This is a genomic window from Novosphingobium organovorum (assembly GCF_022832435.1).
Classification (GTDB): Bacteria; Pseudomonadota; Alphaproteobacteria; order Sphingomonadales; family Sphingomonadaceae; genus Novosphingobium; species Novosphingobium organovorum.
Window position 1 is genome coordinate 16,085 of the sequence record NZ_JALHLF010000045.1, and the last position, 15,106, is coordinate 31,190.

Genomic DNA, 15,106 nt, shown 5'->3' on the forward strand with positions numbered 1-15,106 from the left:
GCGTCCATGTCCGATAGCCCCAGCCATCTCGCCGACCGCACGCTGACCCGCGCCGACCTTCTCGCGCTGGGAGACGAACCGCACACGCTTGTCGACTGCGATCTGGCCGAAGCGGATCTTTCAGGCCTCGATCTCGCGCGCTGGACGTTCGAACGCTGCGACCTGCGCGCGGTGGACCTGCGCGGCGCGAACCTGGAAGGCTCTCGCCTGCACGCCGCCCGCGCGGCCCGTGCGCAGCTCACCGGCGCGGACCTTGGCGAAGCGCAGGTTTCGCGCTGCGACCTCAACAACGCCCGCCTCGCGCGCGCCACGCTTTCGGGCGCGGTCATCACCGGCTGCAAGCTCACCGGCGCGGACCTCACCGAAACGCGCGCCTTCGATGTACGGATCGAAGAGACGCTGCTCGTCAACGCGCGCCTTCAGGGCTGGAGCTTTCGGCGCAAGACGCTCGAACGGCTCGATTTCACCCAGGCCGACCTTACCGCCTGCGATTTTCGCGAGGCCACGTTCGTCGAAAGCAGCCTGCGCGAGGCCACGCTCGACAAGGCCCGCTTCGAAGGCGCGGACCTGCGCGGCGCGGACCTTGGCGGCGTGCGGCTGGGCGACGCCGCCCGCTTTCGCGGCGCGACGATTTCGCGCGCGCAGGCCGGAGAGCTGCTCGGCGAGTTGGGGTTGAAGGTTCGCTAGGAAGAAGAAGAAGAAGAAGAAGAAGAAGAGAATCCGAGGGCCATCGCCCTCGGGCTCCCGAACTGTAGACCTCAGCGCTGTCGCGCAGCGCCGGTCGAGAAAGGTGAGGTGGACAGTCTGGGGAGCCCGAGGGCGATGGCCCTCGGATTTTACCCTTTCCCCTGCTCTCGCCTGCCCCGACCCAGCGGAAACCCGCCTCAAACCCCCTTGGGATAGACCGGTTCGATATCCACCGGCAGCGCCCCCATCGCGGCGACGGCGGCCTCCGCCTCGGGATCGAGCTTCGCCCACTTAGCCATGAAGGCCTTGGTCCCCTCGTAGTCGCCCGTCGCCTGGAGCATCAGGATGTCGTGGAGCAGGTCGCGGATTCCCGTGCGCATCCTGGCATCGTCGATCACGTAGCGCCTGGCGGCGGCATCGTAGGTGAAGGCGCCGTGCGCGCGCAGATAGCCGTACTGCAGCGCCGCGCCCTTGCCGTGCGCCTCGACCGCACCAAAGCGCACCGCACGGAAGATCCCGGTAAAGTACGTCGCGAAAAGCTGCGGCTTCTCGGCCACCGGCAGCGCGCCCTTGTCCATCAGGAACAGGATGTTCCACGCCCCCGCAACGTCGGCCTTGGCCTCCTCGAGCGCCGAGTTCTGTTCCTTGAGCATCGCATCGACGGTGGTCTTGCGGCCATCGACCACGATCGTCCCCGGCCCGAGGCTGTGCGAGAGTTCGTGGAACAGCGTCTCGAACTGCATGTATTTCTTCTCGACCAGCGCGGCCTGCGCGGGTTCGAGCACCATCGCCCCCATGGGCTTGAGGATACGTTCGAACTTGGCGCCCAGCACGTTGGAGAGGATCACCTTTTTCGCGCCCTTGGCCTCGCGCACGCGCTCGTCGTTGGGCAGGTTGAAGGCGACCGTCTGCGGGCCGGGCACGTTGTCGCCCCCGCCGTGGACCTGTTCGGCCACCGCGATCGGGCTGGCGAAGCCGCGCTGGAAGTTCTTGTACTGGTCCTCGATCGGCAGGTTGGCTTCCATGTCGCGCAAGTAGGTCTTGTACTTGGCAAGCGCGGCGGACTGTTCGGGGTCCTTGAGCGTGACGAAGCTCTCGAACGCGGTCTTCGCGCCCATCAGCCGATCGGTGTAGACCTCGTAAGGCCCGATCGCGACCTCGATCGGCGTGCCTTCAAGGTCCATCCAGGCCAGTTCGCTGGCGAAATACTGGTCGGTGCGAAAAGCGTTGGCGCGCAGCCGCAAAAACGTGCGCAGGCTTGGGTTCGAGGTGATGGCGGCCGCCTTGTCGAGCAGCTTGGCGGCGGGTTCGAGCCATTCGCGGTAGGCCTGCGAATAGGGGATCGCGACCAGCGCATCGCCCTTGCGCCGCACCACCGTATAGGGGCCGAGCAGCGCCGCCTTTTGGTCAGGGTGCGCCGCGATGTAAGCGTCCAGCTCAGCGCGGGTCAGGTCCTCGGGATAGAACCCCGCGCCTTCGGGCATCGGCGCCGTGCCCCAGAACGGATGCAGTTCGGCCAGTTCGTCCCAGGGGCCGAAATTGCGATCGAACATCGTGAGCAGAAGATCGCGGTCGGCGCGGCGGCTGACCGCGATCGCGCGGCGCACCTGCGGGTTTTCGGCGTAACGCTGGCGCAGATAGACCTCGCTCAAGAGGTCCGAGGCCTGGATCAGCAGGTTGACCACCTGGCGCTCCTCCGGGCTGAGGAAGGCGGTGTCGACCTCCATGTCGATCGTCGCGAGCTTGGCCTTCTGCGCGGCCATGTCGTAGTCGGGTACGGTCTGCGCCGCCGAGGCCGGAACCGCCCCGAGCGCGGGCGCGGCGCCCGCCATCAGCAGGGCGAGCGTGGTGAGTGTCTTGCGGTAGGCCATCGGGTCGCATCCATCGTGTGTCGTGTCACGCGCGACCCTAGTCCCGGTGGCCCCCAAGGCAAGCCCCTCCCCCTTTCGCCTTCAACTTCGCCTTCACCGGCTGGCCGCGTTTTTCCGTTGACCATCAGGGAGCACCCGGCTTTTTTCCGGAAAGCGCGGGTGGTATGTCCGCCCGCATGATCACGCCGCCCGATACCCCCGTCCTTCCCGCCGCCGTCGACCTCTTCGCGATCGGTCTCTTCGCGCTTTCGGGGGCCTTGTCGGGGACGCGCAGCCAGCAGACCTACGTCACCGTCGCCTTCTTCGCGCTCATCGCCGGGGTTGGCGGGGGCACGGTGCGCGACGTGCTGATCGGCGCGCCGGTGTTCTGGGTCCACGATCGCTTCGTGGCCCCGGTGTGCATCGCGGTGGCGACGCTGGCCTGGTTCACCCCGCCCAACTGGTACAACATGCGCATCCTGGTCTGGGCCGATGCGCTGGGGCTTGCGGTCTATTCGGTGCTGGGCACGATCAAGGCGCTGGGCTGGGGCGTGCCGCCGGTGCCCTCGTTCCTGATGGGGGTGATGACCGGCTGTGCGGGCGGCATCATCCGCGACGTGATCGCAGGGCAACCCTCGATCCTGATGCGCCCCGAACTCTACGTCACCGCCTCGGCGCTCGCCTCGGCGGCGGGCGCGCTGATGATCGCGCTGGGGGTCGCGCCGATCACCGCCTGGATCGTTGCCGCGCTGATCGGCTTTGGCCTTCGCGGCGCGGCGATCCACTGGTCGATCGGCCTGCCCGCGCATCCCGGCGTGCGCAACAAACAAGAGCCGCCCTCGATGTGAGGACGGCTCTCGCTGCGACCCGAGGCGTTGGGCCCCGGTTATGGTGTTTCGCTTCAGATCATCGCGTGGCCATCGACTGCGACCGAGCGCACGTGCCCATCGCCATCGATGCTGCAGGCAAAGCCGCGCCCGTCGGCAAGCTTGCCCTCGACCGCGATGCGGCCGTTGAAATTGTTGACCTTGTCGACCGTGTCGACCCGGTTGGAGCCCGAACGCTCGATCTCACCGGTGCAGGTATCGACCGCCATGCCAAAGCCACCCGAGCCGCTCGCCTTCTCGGCACCGTCAGGCGCGGGATAGCCCGCCTCGCCTTCGACCGGGCCGCCCGGATAGGCCGGAGTAGCGCCCGAACTTACCGAAGCCTCGGCGTGATCGTCGGCATAGCCGTCATGATCCCAGCTGTCCGAACTCGAAGCGCTCTCTTCGGTCTTGGCCTTGCTCGCACTGCTGGCCGCGCTGGCGATCGCGGCGATACCGCCCACGATGAGCAGCCCGGCGAGCAGGTCGCCGCCGTCCGGCCCGCGATCGTAGCGGTGGTGGTGGTGATGCGGCGGGGGCGGCGGTCCGCCCCAGCCCTGCGCCATGGCCGGGGACACGGTGAGCGCGCCGGCAGCCAGTGCGGCGAGAGAGACACAGACACGCGAACGCAGAAAGGTCATGACTACAGATCCAAACCCGGCGCGCACGGTTCGCGCCGTCCAACTATCGCCGGTAAAAGTGGACGATTCGCGCTTTCGATAGCCTGAACCGCCCACTTTCGCGCCCCACCTCCGGGTGATTTTACGTGATTTTACATAGAAAAGGGCGGTCAGGGGCGATACCGCCGGTTTCCAATCGACTTGCCGCCGCCCTTCTCACAATCCCGCGATGCCCGAAAATCCCAGATTGCGGATGCCGCCAGCGCGATTCACACGGCAGGTGAAGCGGCCCGTATCGTCCCGGCCCCAGCGCGCGCGCTGTTCGACCGCAATGCGCCCTTCGACCTTGAAGCCGTAGTCCTTGCGATCGACATCGCTGATCCGCGTGACCCGCGCCCGTCCACCCGCATAGGCGTGGCGCCTGGCGCTGCGCGTCGCCGCTGCAACGCACTGGTCGACCGCTTCACGCGCGCTTACCGCACGGTAGCGTCGGTCGCGGCCGTAATAGCCTCTGCCATCGCGTCCATCGTGATAGCGATCGTCGCGGGAATAGCTGGCGTTCCGGTCGTTGTTCGACGAGGCCGCGAGCGCGGCAATCCCGCCCACGACCAGCGCGCCGGCAATCACCGTCGCGGCATCCACGCCGCCACCGTTATCGCGCGCCAGCGCGGCGCCGGGAACGGAGGCGACCATCGCACCGGCCGCCACGGTCCCGACCAGACTCTTGCCAAGAGTGGTGTTCATCAGGGGTGACATAAGCCTCTCCTCCTTGGTTTTGCGCACCCGGCCCGATTGCCCGGTGTCCGATGCGTTCTACCAAGGCGGCGCTGAGGGCGTGCTGAACCCTTGCGACAGCCGTCGTTCATATTTTTACCATTTTACATGAACAGCCATCCCTCAGGAACCGAAAGACCCGTCCACTGCGCCATGAAGGCCATGATGTCGGCCGCTTCCTCGATCGCCTTGTCGGTCGGCTTGCCCGAACCATGCCCGGCGCGCGTCTCGATGCGAATGAGGTGCGGCTTCACGCCGATCCGCGCGTGCTGGAGCGCGGCCGCGTACTTGAACGAATGGCCCGGCACCACGCGGTCGTCGGTGTCCGCCGTGGTCACCAGCACGGCCGGATACGCGGCCCCTTCACGGATATTGTGGTAGGGCGAATAGTCCAGCAGGACTCGGAAATCCGCCTCGCGGTCGGGGTGGCCGTAGTCGTCGACCCAGTAGCGCCCGGCGGTGAAGCGGTCGAAGCGCAGCATGTCCATCACGCCGACCTGCGGCACCGCGGCGGCGAACAGGTCGGGGCGCTGGTTGGTCACCGCGCCGACCAGAAGCCCCCCGTTCGAACCGCCATTGATCGCCAGCCCGCCTTCGCGCGTGATCCCCTGCGCCTTGAGATACTCGGCCGCGGCAATGAAATCGTCGAACACGTTCTGCTTGTTCGCGCGGCGCCCGCCGTCGTGCCATTCGCGCCCGTATTCCCCCCCGCCGCGCAGGTTCGCCACGACATAGGCGCCGCCCGCCTCGACCCAGGCCAGCCGCGAGGCCGAAAAGCCGGGCGTCAGGGCAATGTCGAACCCGCCATAGCCATAGAGGATCGTCGGCACCGGCTTGCCCGCCGCGGCCACGTCCTTGCGGCGGAACACGAACATCGGCACCCTGGTCCCGTCCTTCGACGGGTAGAAGCGCTGCTCGACGACGAAATCCTCGGGATCGAAGTCCATCTTCGGTTCGGCGAAGGGTTCGGACACGCCGGTATCGATGTCCATGCGGAAGATCGAAGCCGGGCGGTTGAAGCTCGAAAAGGCGTAGAAGGTTTCCGGGTCGCCCGGCTTGCCGCGAAAGCCCGAGGCGGTGCCGATGCCGCTCATCGTCACGTCGCGCACGCGCTTGCCGTCGAGACTGACGATCTCGGCATGGCTGGCGGCATCGCGCATGTAGTTGAGCACCAGCTGGTTGCCGACGATCCCGGCGCGTTCGAGCAGCTCCTCACGCTCGGGCACGATCTGGGTGAAGCGCGCGCCCTGCCTGTCCATATCGACCCGCACGAGGCGCTTGCGCGGCGCATCCTGGTTGGTGACGAACCACAACGCGTCGCCCACCCCTTCGACCAGCGACCAGGCATCGTGGAAGCCGGTGACAATCGAGCGCGGCGCCCAGTCGCGGCTCGAAAGATCGATCGCGTGGACCTCGTAGCGCGCGTCGGTGCCGATGTGCGAGGTGATCACCGCCCAACGGCCATCCTGTGTCACTTCGGCGCTGTGGCCGTATTCGGGATGCTCGGGCGTGGCATAGACCACGCGATCCTCGCTCTGCTCCGTACCCAGTGCGTGGTAGTAGACCTTCTGGTCGAAGTTGCGGCTCTGGAACGCCTCGCCTTCGTCCGGCTCGGGGAAGCGCGAATAGAAGAAGCCCTTCTCGCCCAGCCAGGACAGGCCCGAGAACTTGACCCAATGGATCGTGTCGGCCAGCGGCTCGCCGCTCTTCACGTCGAGCACGCGCACCGTGCGCCAGTCGCTGCCACCGTCCTGCACGCTGTAGAGCAGGTACTTGCCCTTGTGCGAGGGCACCCAGCTGGCCAGCGCGGTCGCCCCGTCGCTGGCCCAGGCGTTGGGATCGATCAACAGGCGCGGTTCGCCGTGAAGCCCCTCGCGCACGAACAGCTGGGCCTGGTTCTGAAGCCCCGAATTACGGATGTAGAAGTAGCGCTTGCCCGCCTTTTCCGGCAGACCGAAGCGTTCGAAGTCGAGCAGCGCCTGCCCGCGCCGGGCGAACCACGCGCGTTGCGGCAGGGCCTTCAAGTAGGCGTCGGTGAACGCGCTTTCACGCGCCACCCAGTCGGCCACCTCGGCATCCTCGCGCACGTCGGCTTCGAGCCAGCGGTAGGGATCGGCGACCTCGCTACCGAAGTGGGTTTCGACAACGGTGTCGCGGCGGCTTTCGGGATAGGTCATCTGGGTCATGTCGCCCGCCAAGATGGGCGCTGGGGCAAGCCCCGACAAGAGCGCGCCGATCGCCCAAAGCACGCGCAAGGCCCTGCGCCCTATCGATAACACCCCTGCCCCCTTCGCCGCCAAACGAAAAAACGGCCGCGAGATTGGCATCCCGCGACCGTTTCTTGCAATGCATTTTTCGCGGGCGTTCCGGCTAGCGGGCCGCCCTGCAAAAGACTTACGCCTCGGCGTAGTCTTCCGCCTCGTTCATGACCGGGCCCGAATCCTGGCCCTTGGCCTCGGTGTCACGGTCGACGAGTTCGATGATCGCGATGGGCGCGGCGTCCGAAGCGCGGAAACCGGCCTTGATGATGCGGGTGTAGCCGCCGTTGCGGTCGGCGTAACGCTCGGCCAGCACTTCGAACAGCTTCTTTTCCTGCGCATCGTCCATGATCTTGCTGTGCGCAAGACGACGGTTCGACAGGCCACCATGCTTGGCCAGCGTGATGAGCTTTTCGATGTAGGGACGCAGTTCCTTCGCCTTGGGCGTGGTGGTCTGGATCTGCTCGTGCTTGATGAGCGCTGCAGCCATGTTGCGCAGAAGGGCGGCGCGGTGGCCGGACTTGCGCTGCAGCTTGCGGCCCGAATACTTGTGACGCATGGGTCTTCTTCCTGTTCGTCAGGCAGCCGTGATGAGGTACTGCCAGCCGGGCGATGCGGATACGGCCATCGCCCCTAACCGTGTTCACGTGTTCGTGAAGAGGCGCCCTAATGCCGATTTCGCGCAAGGAGTCAAGATTCGATACTCCAGCGCTGCCCTGCGCGGCGTAGAAACCGGGCCGCGCCGAGGTTGTAAATAAAAGTCGCGCTTATTTCCCCCTTAACATTGTCCGGCTATCCCCATCGGCATGACCCTTAGTCCGAACGCGCCCATCCCGCCGCGTAGTCCTGCCCGCATCCTTGTCGTCTTCGGCACCCGGCCCGAGGCGATCAAGCTGTTCCCGGTGATCCACGCGCTCAAGGCCGACCCGCGCTTCGAATGCGTGGTCTGCGTTTCGGCCCAGCACCGCCAGATGCTCGACCAGGTGCTCGCGATCGCAGGGATCGTGCCCGACCACGATCTCGACGTGATGCAGCCCGACCAGACGCTCGACGCGCTGACCGCACGGCTCCTGACCGGGCTCGGCACGGTCATGGACACGGTCAAGCCCGACCGGGTGATCGTCCAGGGCGACACCGCCACCGCGATGGCCGGCGGGCTCGCGGCCTATTACCGCCAGCTGCCGGTCGACCATGTCGAGGCGGGCCTACGCTCCTACAACATCTATCACCCCTGGCCCGAGGAGGTGAACCGCAAGATCATCGGCGCGCTGGCCAGCCTGCATTTCGCGCCGACCCCAACCGCGCAAGAGGCGCTGCTGCGCGAAGCGATCGATCCCGCGCGCGTGCACGTCACCGGCAACACGGTGATCGACGCGCTGCACTGGGTCAGCGCCGCGATCGAACGCCATCCCGACCTCGCCACCGATCTCGCTCCGCTCGAGGCGCGCTTTGCCGGCAAGCGCATCGTCGGCGTCACCAGCCACCGGCGCGAGAATTTCGGCGAGGGCATGGAGCAGATCGCAACCGCCATCCGCCAGATCGCCGAGCGCCCCGATACCGCGGTGATCTTCCCCGTCCATCTCAACCCCAACGTGCGCCGGGTGATGACCGCACGGCTGGCCGGGCTGGACAACGTGGCGCTGATCGAACCGCTCGACTACCCGCACTTCGCACGCCTGCTCGCGATCGCCGAGATCATGCTGACCGATTCGGGCGGCGTGCAGGAGGAAGCCCCCGCGCTCGGCAAGCCGGTGCTCGTCATGCGCGAGACGACCGAGCGGCCCGAAGGCGTCGCGGCGGGCACCGCACGGCTGGTCGGCACCGATGCACCCCGCATCGTTTCCGAAATTTCAACCTTGCTCGACGATAGGGATTCGTACGAGGCTATGGCGCGCGCGCACAACCCGTTCGGGGATGGCACCGCCGCGCGCCGGATCGTGGAGGCGCTCGCGCATGAAATCGGATACTAAACCCAGCGTCTGCGTCGTCGGCCTTGGCTACATCGGCCTGCCCACGGCGGCGGTGATCGCCCGCGCGGGCTGCACGGTGCTGGGCCTGGACGTCACGCAAAGCGTGGTCGACACGATCAACCGCGGCGAAATCCATATCGAGGAAGTCGATCTCGACGGGCTGGTACGCGGCGTGGTCGCGCGCGGGCTGCTGTCAGCCTCGACCCAGGTCGCCCCGGCCGACGTCTTCGTGATCGCGGTCCCCACCCCCTTCGACAAGGACCACGCGCCCGACATCTCCTATGTCCTGGCGGCGGGCCGGACCATCGCCCCGGTGCTCAAGACGGGCGACGTGGTGATCCTGGAATCGACCTCGCCGGTCGGCACGACCGAGCAGCTGCGCGACCTGATCGCCGGGCTGCGCCCCGACCTCAAGGTGCCCGGCCTCACCCACGAAACGCCCGACATCGCGATCGCCTACTGCCCCGAGCGCGTGCTTCCCGGCCGCATCCTCGAGGAACTCACCAACAACGACCGCTCGATCGGCGGCATTACCCCGCGCTGCGCGCGCAAGGCGCTGGCCTTCTACAAGCGCTTCGTGCGCGGGGCTTGCGTCACCACCGACGCGCGCTCGGCCGAGATGACCAAGCTGGTCGAGAACGCCTATCGCGACGTCAACATCGCCTTTGCCAACGAACTGTCCATGGTGTCGGACGCCATGGGGCTCGACGTGTGGGAGGTCATCCGCCTGGCCAACCGTCACCCGCGCGTCAACATCCTGACGCCCGGCCCCGGCGTCGGCGGGCACTGCATCGCGGTCGACCCCTGGTTCATCGTGCACGGCGCGCCCGACCAGACCCCGCTGATCCGCACCGCGCGCGGGGTCAACGACGGCAAGATGCACCATGTCGTCGCCAAGGCGGAAGCGCTGATCGAGGCGCACCCGGAGGCGAAAGTCGCGTGTCTCGGCCTCGCCTTCAAGGCCAACATCGACGACTTTCGGGAAAGCCCGGCGCGCTTCATCACCAGTCGGCTGGTGCGCCGGTTCGGGGACCGCATCAGCGTGGTCGAGCCCTACGCCGCCGAGCTGCCGATCGAATTCACCGACACCGGCGTGGCGCAGATCGACATCGACGAGGCGCTCGAGGCCTGCGACATCTTCATCGTCCTGGTCGACCACGACGTGTTCAAGGTCGTGCCGCTGGCCGAACGCGCGGACAAGCTGGTCTACGACACCCGCGGCATCTGGCCCGACCAGCCCCGCGTGGTGCGCGAGGAGGAAGCCCGGCTCAAGCTCGTCGGCTGAGACGCGCCCAAATACTCCGAAATGGCGCAAATGCTCCGAAATGAATAGATTCGGGCGCGCCGGTGCAGGGCCCCTCATCGGGCACCCACGGGCAGGCCTTCCGACACGATTTGTCGCGCCGGAATAACGCTTCGTCGTCATGCGAACACGATGTAAGACGATAGCGTGTGCATCGATACGGGCTTTCCCGTAGAGATGGGACATTAAAACCGCTTAACCGAGGTCGCCCCCATGGACCCTGCCCTGACCAAGATCGCGCGCGCCCACGCCCTGCTGGTCGAGGCGCTGGCCCTGCTCGACGAACGCGAATTCCTCGTCGAAGCGGCCTTCGTCCAGACGGCGCTCGACCGGGTGGGCGAAACGATCGGCATCCTGCCCAGCGAAGCCAACGCCCCCAGCGCGCAGGACTGACGCCCCATCCTCTCCCGCCAGCGGGCGGTTGGTTCGGTGAACGTACCGGCCAGCCACGACCACCCAGGCCGCGCCCCGGCTCAGATCCCCGCGTACCAGGCGTAAGCCCCGTTATCCTCCCAATACCCGCCCTTGCCGCCGTGGATCGCGGCGAGCGAGGCGACCGCCTCGATCCGGGTGACGAACTTGGCCTGCTTGTAGCCCAGCTGCCGCTCGACCCTTAGGCGCAGCGGCGCCCCGTGCGCCTCGCTCAGCGGTGCGCCGTTCATCTGCCAGGCGAGGATGGTCTGAGGGTGAAAGGCGTCGAGCCGGTCGATCGATTCGTAATAGGGGCGAGCGTGGTAGAGATCGGCGCAATGGAACACCACGTAGCGCGCTTCAGGCCGCAGCCGGGCGAGGGTCACCACGCTGGCAAGCTGCGGCCCCTGCCATTCGCCGATCGCGCTCCACCCTTCCACGCAATCGTGCCGGGTGATCTGGCGGCGCTGGGGCAGCCCACGCAGCGCGTCAAGCGACAGGTCGAGCGCGCGCTCGACCAGCCCCTCGACCCGCAGCGACCAGCCCGCAAAACCCTGCGCGAGCTGGCGACGGTAAAGCGCATCGGCAACCGTACGGCTGCCGTTGGCGCGAAACTCGGGCGAGAGGTCCGCCTTTGTATATTCGCGCGCCAGCGCCTCCCCGCCGAGCGCGCGCTGGCTCACCCGATGGAAATCCTCCGCGCTTTCAAGCGTCTTGCGAAAGCTGGGATTGTCGAACAGCGCATCGCATCCGGACAACGCCAGCCCTGTGGCGGTGAGTGAGCCGGTGCGGATCAGGCCCCGGCGACTGAGCAGCAGACGGCTCACTGGTTCTCCTCCACCCGCGCGGTTCTCCCGCCCGGCAGCCGGAACCGCCCGGTAACGATCGCACGCAGCTGGTTGATCGGTCCGCTCAGCAGGACCATCGCCATGTGCACGAGAAAAAAGCCGACGAGCCCCGCCGCGCACAGGAAATGCACCGAGCGCGCGCTCTGCCGCCCGCCGAAGACCTCGCTCAGCACCGGCGCCCAGGCATCGGTCCCCGGAGACATCGCCAGCCCCGTCGCGATCATCGCGGGCAGGAGGCCGAACAGCACCCCCGCATAGGCCAGCTTCTGCAGCACCGAATAGCGCAGCGCCGCGGCGCCCGTTGGAAAGCGCAGCCGCGCGTGATCCCTGACATCGTGCCAGATCGCGCGCGGCGCCCACTCACGCCGGGTCACGTGGATGTCGCGGCGCACGTGCCCGTTGACCAGCGAGACCAGCAGATAGGCGGCCAGGGCAAAGGCCAGGACGAGCGCGAAGGCCAGGTGCCAGATCCGCGCGGCGGCCAGCGAGTAGGAAGACGGCAAGGTGATCCAGTAGGGAAAGGCCCTGCGCTGGACCACGCCCTCGGGGTCCTTCCAGAGCCCCAGCCAGCCGGTGGTATCAATCCGCGTATCGGTCAGCTGGACAAAGCCGAAAGGCTGCCCCGCACGCGCTCCGGAGCCGATCTGGAACCAGGCCGGATCGAAATTCGCGCCGTATTCGCCCCAGTAGAGCCGGGGGTGCGCGTTGAAGATCATCAGCCCGCTCATCAGCATGACCAGTAGCGTCACCGCGTTGAGCGCATGCCACAGGCGGGTCGACAGGCGGTGGCGGCGCACGATGGCGCCAGGGTCCGGCTGCGTGGCTGTCTCGGCGTCGTTCACCCTGCTCTCCCCCCTTTGCGCGCGGGCCGGGCACCAGCCAGCCGTCCGCCCGCGATTATTCTCCCAGAAGATGAACCGCGACTTGCCGGGTATGCGCCCGGTGGCGGTGTTCGGCCAGATAGATCCCCTGCCAGGTGCCCAGCGCCATGCGCCCGCCGATCACGGGGATCTGGAGATGGACACCAGTCAGCGCGGTCTTGAGATGGGCGGGCATGTCGTCCGGCCCCTCATCGTCATGACGGTAGGGGCCATCTTCGGGGGCCATGCGATCGAACCAGTCGACAAGATCGCTGCGCACTTCGGGGGCGGCGTTCTCCTGGATCAGCAGCGAGGCGGACGTGTGGCGGCAGAACAAGGTGAGCAAGCCGCTCTCCACCCGCGCCTCGGCGAGCCAGGCGGCCACCTCGCGCGTAATCTCGAGCAGCGCGCGGGGGTGGGTGGCGAAAGCCAGGATGTCGGTCGCCTGTCGCATGATGCAATCCATTGTTCACGCTATTGTGCGCCTTCCCGCGCGCCCTGACAAGGTGCGCGCGTGCCGCGAGGCGGGAACCAAAGTGGCGCTGCGGCGATCCTTCCCCATGACGATGAGGGTTCACTGGTGAACAAAAGGGGTGGGTTTTGAAGCCGGTCGCACGTGCATTGACCAGACAGGACGACGCGCGCGAGCACGCGCGCGGACACACGCGCGAACGCAAACGCATCGGGCCTGTCGATGAAAACCCCCGGCCCAGCCCGCAGCCCGGGCGCACGCGAAGGAATTTTGCGGCAGGCGATTGCCTTGAAGCACAATCTCGCTATCGCAGCATAGTGCCCTCGATCCGTTTCTCCCCTTCTGCGCGTGGCCGCGGCGCCGGTTCGTTCACAGGCGCCGCGCTCATCCTTGCCGGCGCCCTGACGCTGGCTGGTTGCGCGTCGGACACCGCGCGCACCACCCCCGTCTCCAGCCTGACCGCGACCCGGCCCGACCTGCCGGTGGCCAACGGCGCCGAACCCTACTGGTGGCGCACGACGGGCGATCCGGTGCTCGCGCGGCTGGTCGAGACCGGCCTTGCGCAGAACCGCGACCTTGCCTGCAAGGCCCGCTCGCTCAACGCCGCGCAGGCCAGCGCGAGCGCGAAGCAGCGGCGCATCGACAGCCGCATCCGCCACCTGTTCGACACCCGCGACACCGACGTCACCCAGGCCGAACTGGCCTCGCGCGCGTACCGCTTCGCCGCCCAGCGCGCGCAGCTCGCCGAGGCGATCGCGCTCGCCTATATCGAGACCCGCCGCCTCCAGGCGACGCTCGTCGCGCAGAGCCGCGCGCTCAATACCGACGCCGACAACGCCGAGATCGCCGGTTTCCGCAAGGAGGCCGGGCTCGTCTCGGGGCTCGACACCGGCCTCGCCGATACCTCGCTGGTGGCCAGCCACGATGCGCTCGAAACGCTGCGCACCCGTTTCGAGGATGCCCGCGCGGCGCTTGCCGGGCTCGTCGGTCTTCCGGTCGCCGAGCTTCAGGCCCAACTGGGCGAAGACGGCAGCGTGCCGGCGATCACTCTTGCCGCGCCGGCGCGCACCACCCGTGACGAGCTGGACCGGCGCGCCGACCTGCTCGCGCTCGAACGCAGCCTCATCGCCCACCTCATCGCCACCAAGGTCAGCCAGGACGAGCTGGACGCCGCGCTCGCCCGCACGGCGGGCGAGGACGGACCGCAAGGCGACACACCAGCGCCCCCCGAAGCCCGTCCGCAGACGAGCGACGGCGTTTCCACGGACGATGCCCGCGCGCAAGTCGCGGTGCGCCAGTGGCGCGCGGCGCGCGACAAGGCGCTCGCCCAGCTAGCCGACGCGCGCGACCGTCTAGCCGTTTCCGCGCAGCGCGAAAGCGACCTCGCGCAGGCCATCGCACGCGCGCATAAGACCAGCGAAGCCGCCCGGCTGGCCTACCGCACCGGAACCGGCGACTTCGCCACGCTCTACGTCGCCGAGCGTACCGCGCTCGGCCTCGACGTGGCGCTGATCGGCGCGCGCGCGGCGCAGGCCACGGCCAGCGTGCAGGCCTGGACCGCGCAAGGTCTCGGCTGGTCGCAGAGCGACCTCGCTCCGCCCGCCCCGCCCGGCGACGGCCCCGAGGTGCTGGTCTGTGAGTGAGCACGACACCCATGCAGAGGCCCAGCCCCAACCTCTGCCCGACGAGCAGCACACGCTCGATGCGTTCCTGGGCGCTACCCCGCGCCGCGCGCGGCGCCAGCTTGTCAGCCTGCTGGTCCTTACCCTCGCGCTGATCGCGATCGCCGCGCTGTTCGTGCGCTTCGTCACCGGCAGCGACAGCCCCTATTACTTCGCCCCGGTCGAGACTGGCGATATCGTGCCACGCCTGTCCGAGATGAGCACCGTCCACGGCGAGGATGAACTGACCATCCGCGCCCGGCTCGACGGCCAGCTCGCCGCGCTCGACGTCGCCACCGGGGATCGGGTCGACTATGGTCAGGTCCTGGGCCGGATCGATTCGCGCGGCAGCGACGCGCAGCTCGAGTCCGAACGCGCGGCGCTCGCCGCAGCCCGTTCGCAGGCCGAAGCCGCCGAGGGCGACGTGCGCGATACCGCCACCCGCCTCGCGCGGTTCGAGCGGGTCTGGCGCGAATCCGAACACCGCGTGCCCTCGACCGTCGAAATGGAGCGCGCGCGCGCCGAT

At 67.8% G+C, this 15,106-nt stretch carries 14 protein-coding genes and 1 pseudogene; 7 read left to right on the forward strand and 8 right to left on the reverse strand.

The window, feature by feature from the left end; all coding sequences use genetic code 11:
* Positions 1-6: 6 nt before the first annotated feature.
* The gene (locus MTR62_RS12060) at positions 7-687 is read left to right on the forward strand and encodes a pentapeptide repeat-containing protein (RefSeq protein ID WP_244021201.1); all 681 of its coding nucleotides are present in this window, start codon (positions 7-9) and stop codon (positions 685-687) included.
* A gap of 197 nt (positions 688-884) precedes the next feature.
* On the opposite strand, the gene MTR62_RS12065 is transcribed toward MTR62_RS12060, so the two are convergent.
* Complete coding sequence (locus MTR62_RS12065) at positions 885-2,558, reverse strand: dipeptidyl-peptidase 3 family protein (protein ID WP_244021203.1); 1,674 nt, start codon at positions 2,556-2,558, stop codon at positions 885-887.
* A 164-nt stretch (positions 2,559-2,722) separates the two neighbouring features.
* Here MTR62_RS12065 and MTR62_RS12070 point away from each other — a divergent pair, with 164 nt between their 5' ends.
* The gene (locus tag MTR62_RS12070) at positions 2,723-3,385 is read left to right on the forward strand and encodes a trimeric intracellular cation channel family protein (RefSeq protein WP_244021204.1); all 663 of its coding nucleotides are present in this window, start codon (positions 2,723-2,725) and stop codon (positions 3,383-3,385) included.
* A gap of 53 nt (positions 3,386-3,438) precedes the next feature.
* Here the strand turns inward: MTR62_RS12070 and MTR62_RS12075 are convergent, their stop codons facing one another.
* The 4 genes from MTR62_RS12075 to rplQ form a co-directional block, all read right to left on the reverse strand.
* The gene (locus MTR62_RS12075) at positions 3,439-4,044 is read right to left on the reverse strand and encodes a hypothetical protein (protein WP_244021207.1); all 606 of its coding nucleotides are present in this window, start codon (positions 4,042-4,044) and stop codon (positions 3,439-3,441) included.
* Positions 4,045-4,239: 195 nt separating this feature from the next.
* Positions 4,240-4,779 (reverse strand): hypothetical protein, encoded by a 540-nt coding sequence (locus MTR62_RS12080; RefSeq protein WP_244021209.1) that lies wholly within the window; start codon positions 4,777-4,779, stop codon positions 4,240-4,242.
* A 122-nt stretch (positions 4,780-4,901) separates the two neighbouring features.
* Positions 4,902-6,983 (reverse strand): prolyl oligopeptidase family serine peptidase, encoded by a 2,082-nt coding sequence (locus MTR62_RS12085; RefSeq protein WP_244021211.1) that lies wholly within the window; start codon positions 6,981-6,983, stop codon positions 4,902-4,904.
* A 208-nt stretch (positions 6,984-7,191) separates the two neighbouring features.
* Positions 7,192-7,614 carry a 50S ribosomal protein L17 gene (rplQ, locus tag MTR62_RS12090; RefSeq protein WP_244021213.1) on the reverse strand — a complete coding sequence of 141 codons (423 nt, stop codon included), beginning with the start codon at positions 7,612-7,614 and terminating at the stop codon, positions 7,192-7,194.
* A 247-nt stretch (positions 7,615-7,861) separates the two neighbouring features.
* Here rplQ and wecB point away from each other — a divergent pair, with 247 nt between their 5' ends.
* The 3 genes from wecB to MTR62_RS12105 all read left to right on the forward strand — a co-directional run bounded on the left by wecB (position 7,862) and on the right by MTR62_RS12105 (position 10,721).
* Positions 7,862-9,025, forward strand: coding sequence for a non-hydrolyzing UDP-N-acetylglucosamine 2-epimerase (wecB, locus tag MTR62_RS12095; RefSeq protein WP_244021215.1), 1,164 nt, complete (start codon positions 7,862-7,864; stop codon positions 9,023-9,025).
* Entirely contained in the window at positions 9,009-10,310 is a 1,302-nt protein-coding gene (wecC, locus tag MTR62_RS12100) for a UDP-N-acetyl-D-mannosamine dehydrogenase (RefSeq protein ID WP_244021217.1), read from the forward strand. The genes wecB and wecC overlap by 17 nt, the downstream gene beginning before the upstream one ends.
* 231 nt (positions 10,311-10,541) lie before the next feature.
* Positions 10,542-10,721, forward strand: a complete 180-nt coding sequence (locus MTR62_RS12105) for a hypothetical protein (RefSeq protein ID WP_244021219.1) — start codon at positions 10,542-10,544, stop codon at positions 10,719-10,721.
* An 80-nt stretch (positions 10,722-10,801) separates the two neighbouring features.
* On the opposite strand, the gene MTR62_RS12110 is transcribed toward MTR62_RS12105, so the two are convergent.
* From MTR62_RS12110 to MTR62_RS12120, 3 genes are read right to left on the reverse strand one after another with little or no spacing between them, the layout of a single operon-like run.
* Entirely contained in the window at positions 10,802-11,566 is a 765-nt protein-coding gene (locus MTR62_RS12110) for a molybdopterin-dependent oxidoreductase (RefSeq protein ID WP_244021221.1), read from the reverse strand.
* Positions 11,563-12,429, reverse strand: a complete 867-nt coding sequence (locus MTR62_RS12115; protein ID WP_244021223.1) for a cytochrome b/b6 domain-containing protein — start codon at positions 12,427-12,429, stop codon at positions 11,563-11,565. The genes MTR62_RS12110 and MTR62_RS12115 overlap by 4 nt, the downstream gene beginning before the upstream one ends.
* A gap of 55 nt (positions 12,430-12,484) precedes the next feature.
* Positions 12,485-12,901: a secondary thiamine-phosphate synthase enzyme YjbQ gene (locus MTR62_RS12120; protein WP_244021234.1), complete on the reverse strand. Its 417-nt coding sequence runs from the start codon at positions 12,899-12,901 to the stop codon at positions 12,485-12,487.
* A gap of 335 nt (positions 12,902-13,236) precedes the next feature.
* Between MTR62_RS12120 and MTR62_RS12125 the strand changes: the two genes are divergently transcribed.
* Positions 13,237-14,562, forward strand: a complete 1,326-nt coding sequence (locus MTR62_RS12125) for a TolC family protein (protein WP_244021235.1) — start codon at positions 13,237-13,239, stop codon at positions 14,560-14,562.
* Positions 14,555-15,106: pseudogene (locus MTR62_RS21505) on the forward strand (biotin/lipoyl-binding protein); the annotation flags it as partial. The gene MTR62_RS12125 and the pseudogene MTR62_RS21505, both read left to right, overlap by 8 nt.

What these genes read in the sequence shown, in the direction of transcription:
- MTR62_RS12060 (WP_244021201.1), top strand. Translation starts at nt 7, where the DNA reads ATGTCCGATAGCCCCAGCCATCTCGCCGACCGCACGCTGACCCGCGCC.
- MTR62_RS12065 (WP_244021203.1), bottom strand. Translation starts at nt 2,558, where the DNA reads ATGGCCTACCGCAAGACACTCACCACGCTCGCCCTGCTGATGGCGGGC.
- MTR62_RS12070 (WP_244021204.1), top strand. Translation starts at nt 2,723, where the DNA reads ATGTCCGCCCGCATGATCACGCCGCCCGATACCCCCGTCCTTCCCGCC.
- MTR62_RS12075 (WP_244021207.1), bottom strand. Translation starts at nt 4,044, where the DNA reads ATGACCTTTCTGCGTTCGCGTGTCTGTGTCTCTCTCGCCGCACTGGCT.
- MTR62_RS12080 (WP_244021209.1), bottom strand. Translation starts at nt 4,779, where the DNA reads ATGTCACCCCTGATGAACACCACTCTTGGCAAGAGTCTGGTCGGGACC.
- MTR62_RS12085 (WP_244021211.1), bottom strand. Translation starts at nt 6,983, where the DNA reads ATGACCCAGATGACCTATCCCGAAAGCCGCCGCGACACCGTTGTCGAA.
- rplQ (WP_244021213.1), bottom strand. Translation starts at nt 7,614, where the DNA reads ATGCGTCACAAGTATTCGGGCCGCAAGCTGCAGCGCAAGTCCGGCCAC.
- wecB (WP_244021215.1), top strand. Translation starts at nt 7,862, where the DNA reads ATGACCCTTAGTCCGAACGCGCCCATCCCGCCGCGTAGTCCTGCCCGC.
- wecC (WP_244021217.1), top strand. Translation starts at nt 9,009, where the DNA reads ATGAAATCGGATACTAAACCCAGCGTCTGCGTCGTCGGCCTTGGCTAC.
- MTR62_RS12105 (WP_244021219.1), top strand. Translation starts at nt 10,542, where the DNA reads ATGGACCCTGCCCTGACCAAGATCGCGCGCGCCCACGCCCTGCTGGTC.
- MTR62_RS12120 (WP_244021234.1), bottom strand. Translation starts at nt 12,901, where the DNA reads ATGCGACAGGCGACCGACATCCTGGCTTTCGCCACCCACCCCCGCGCG.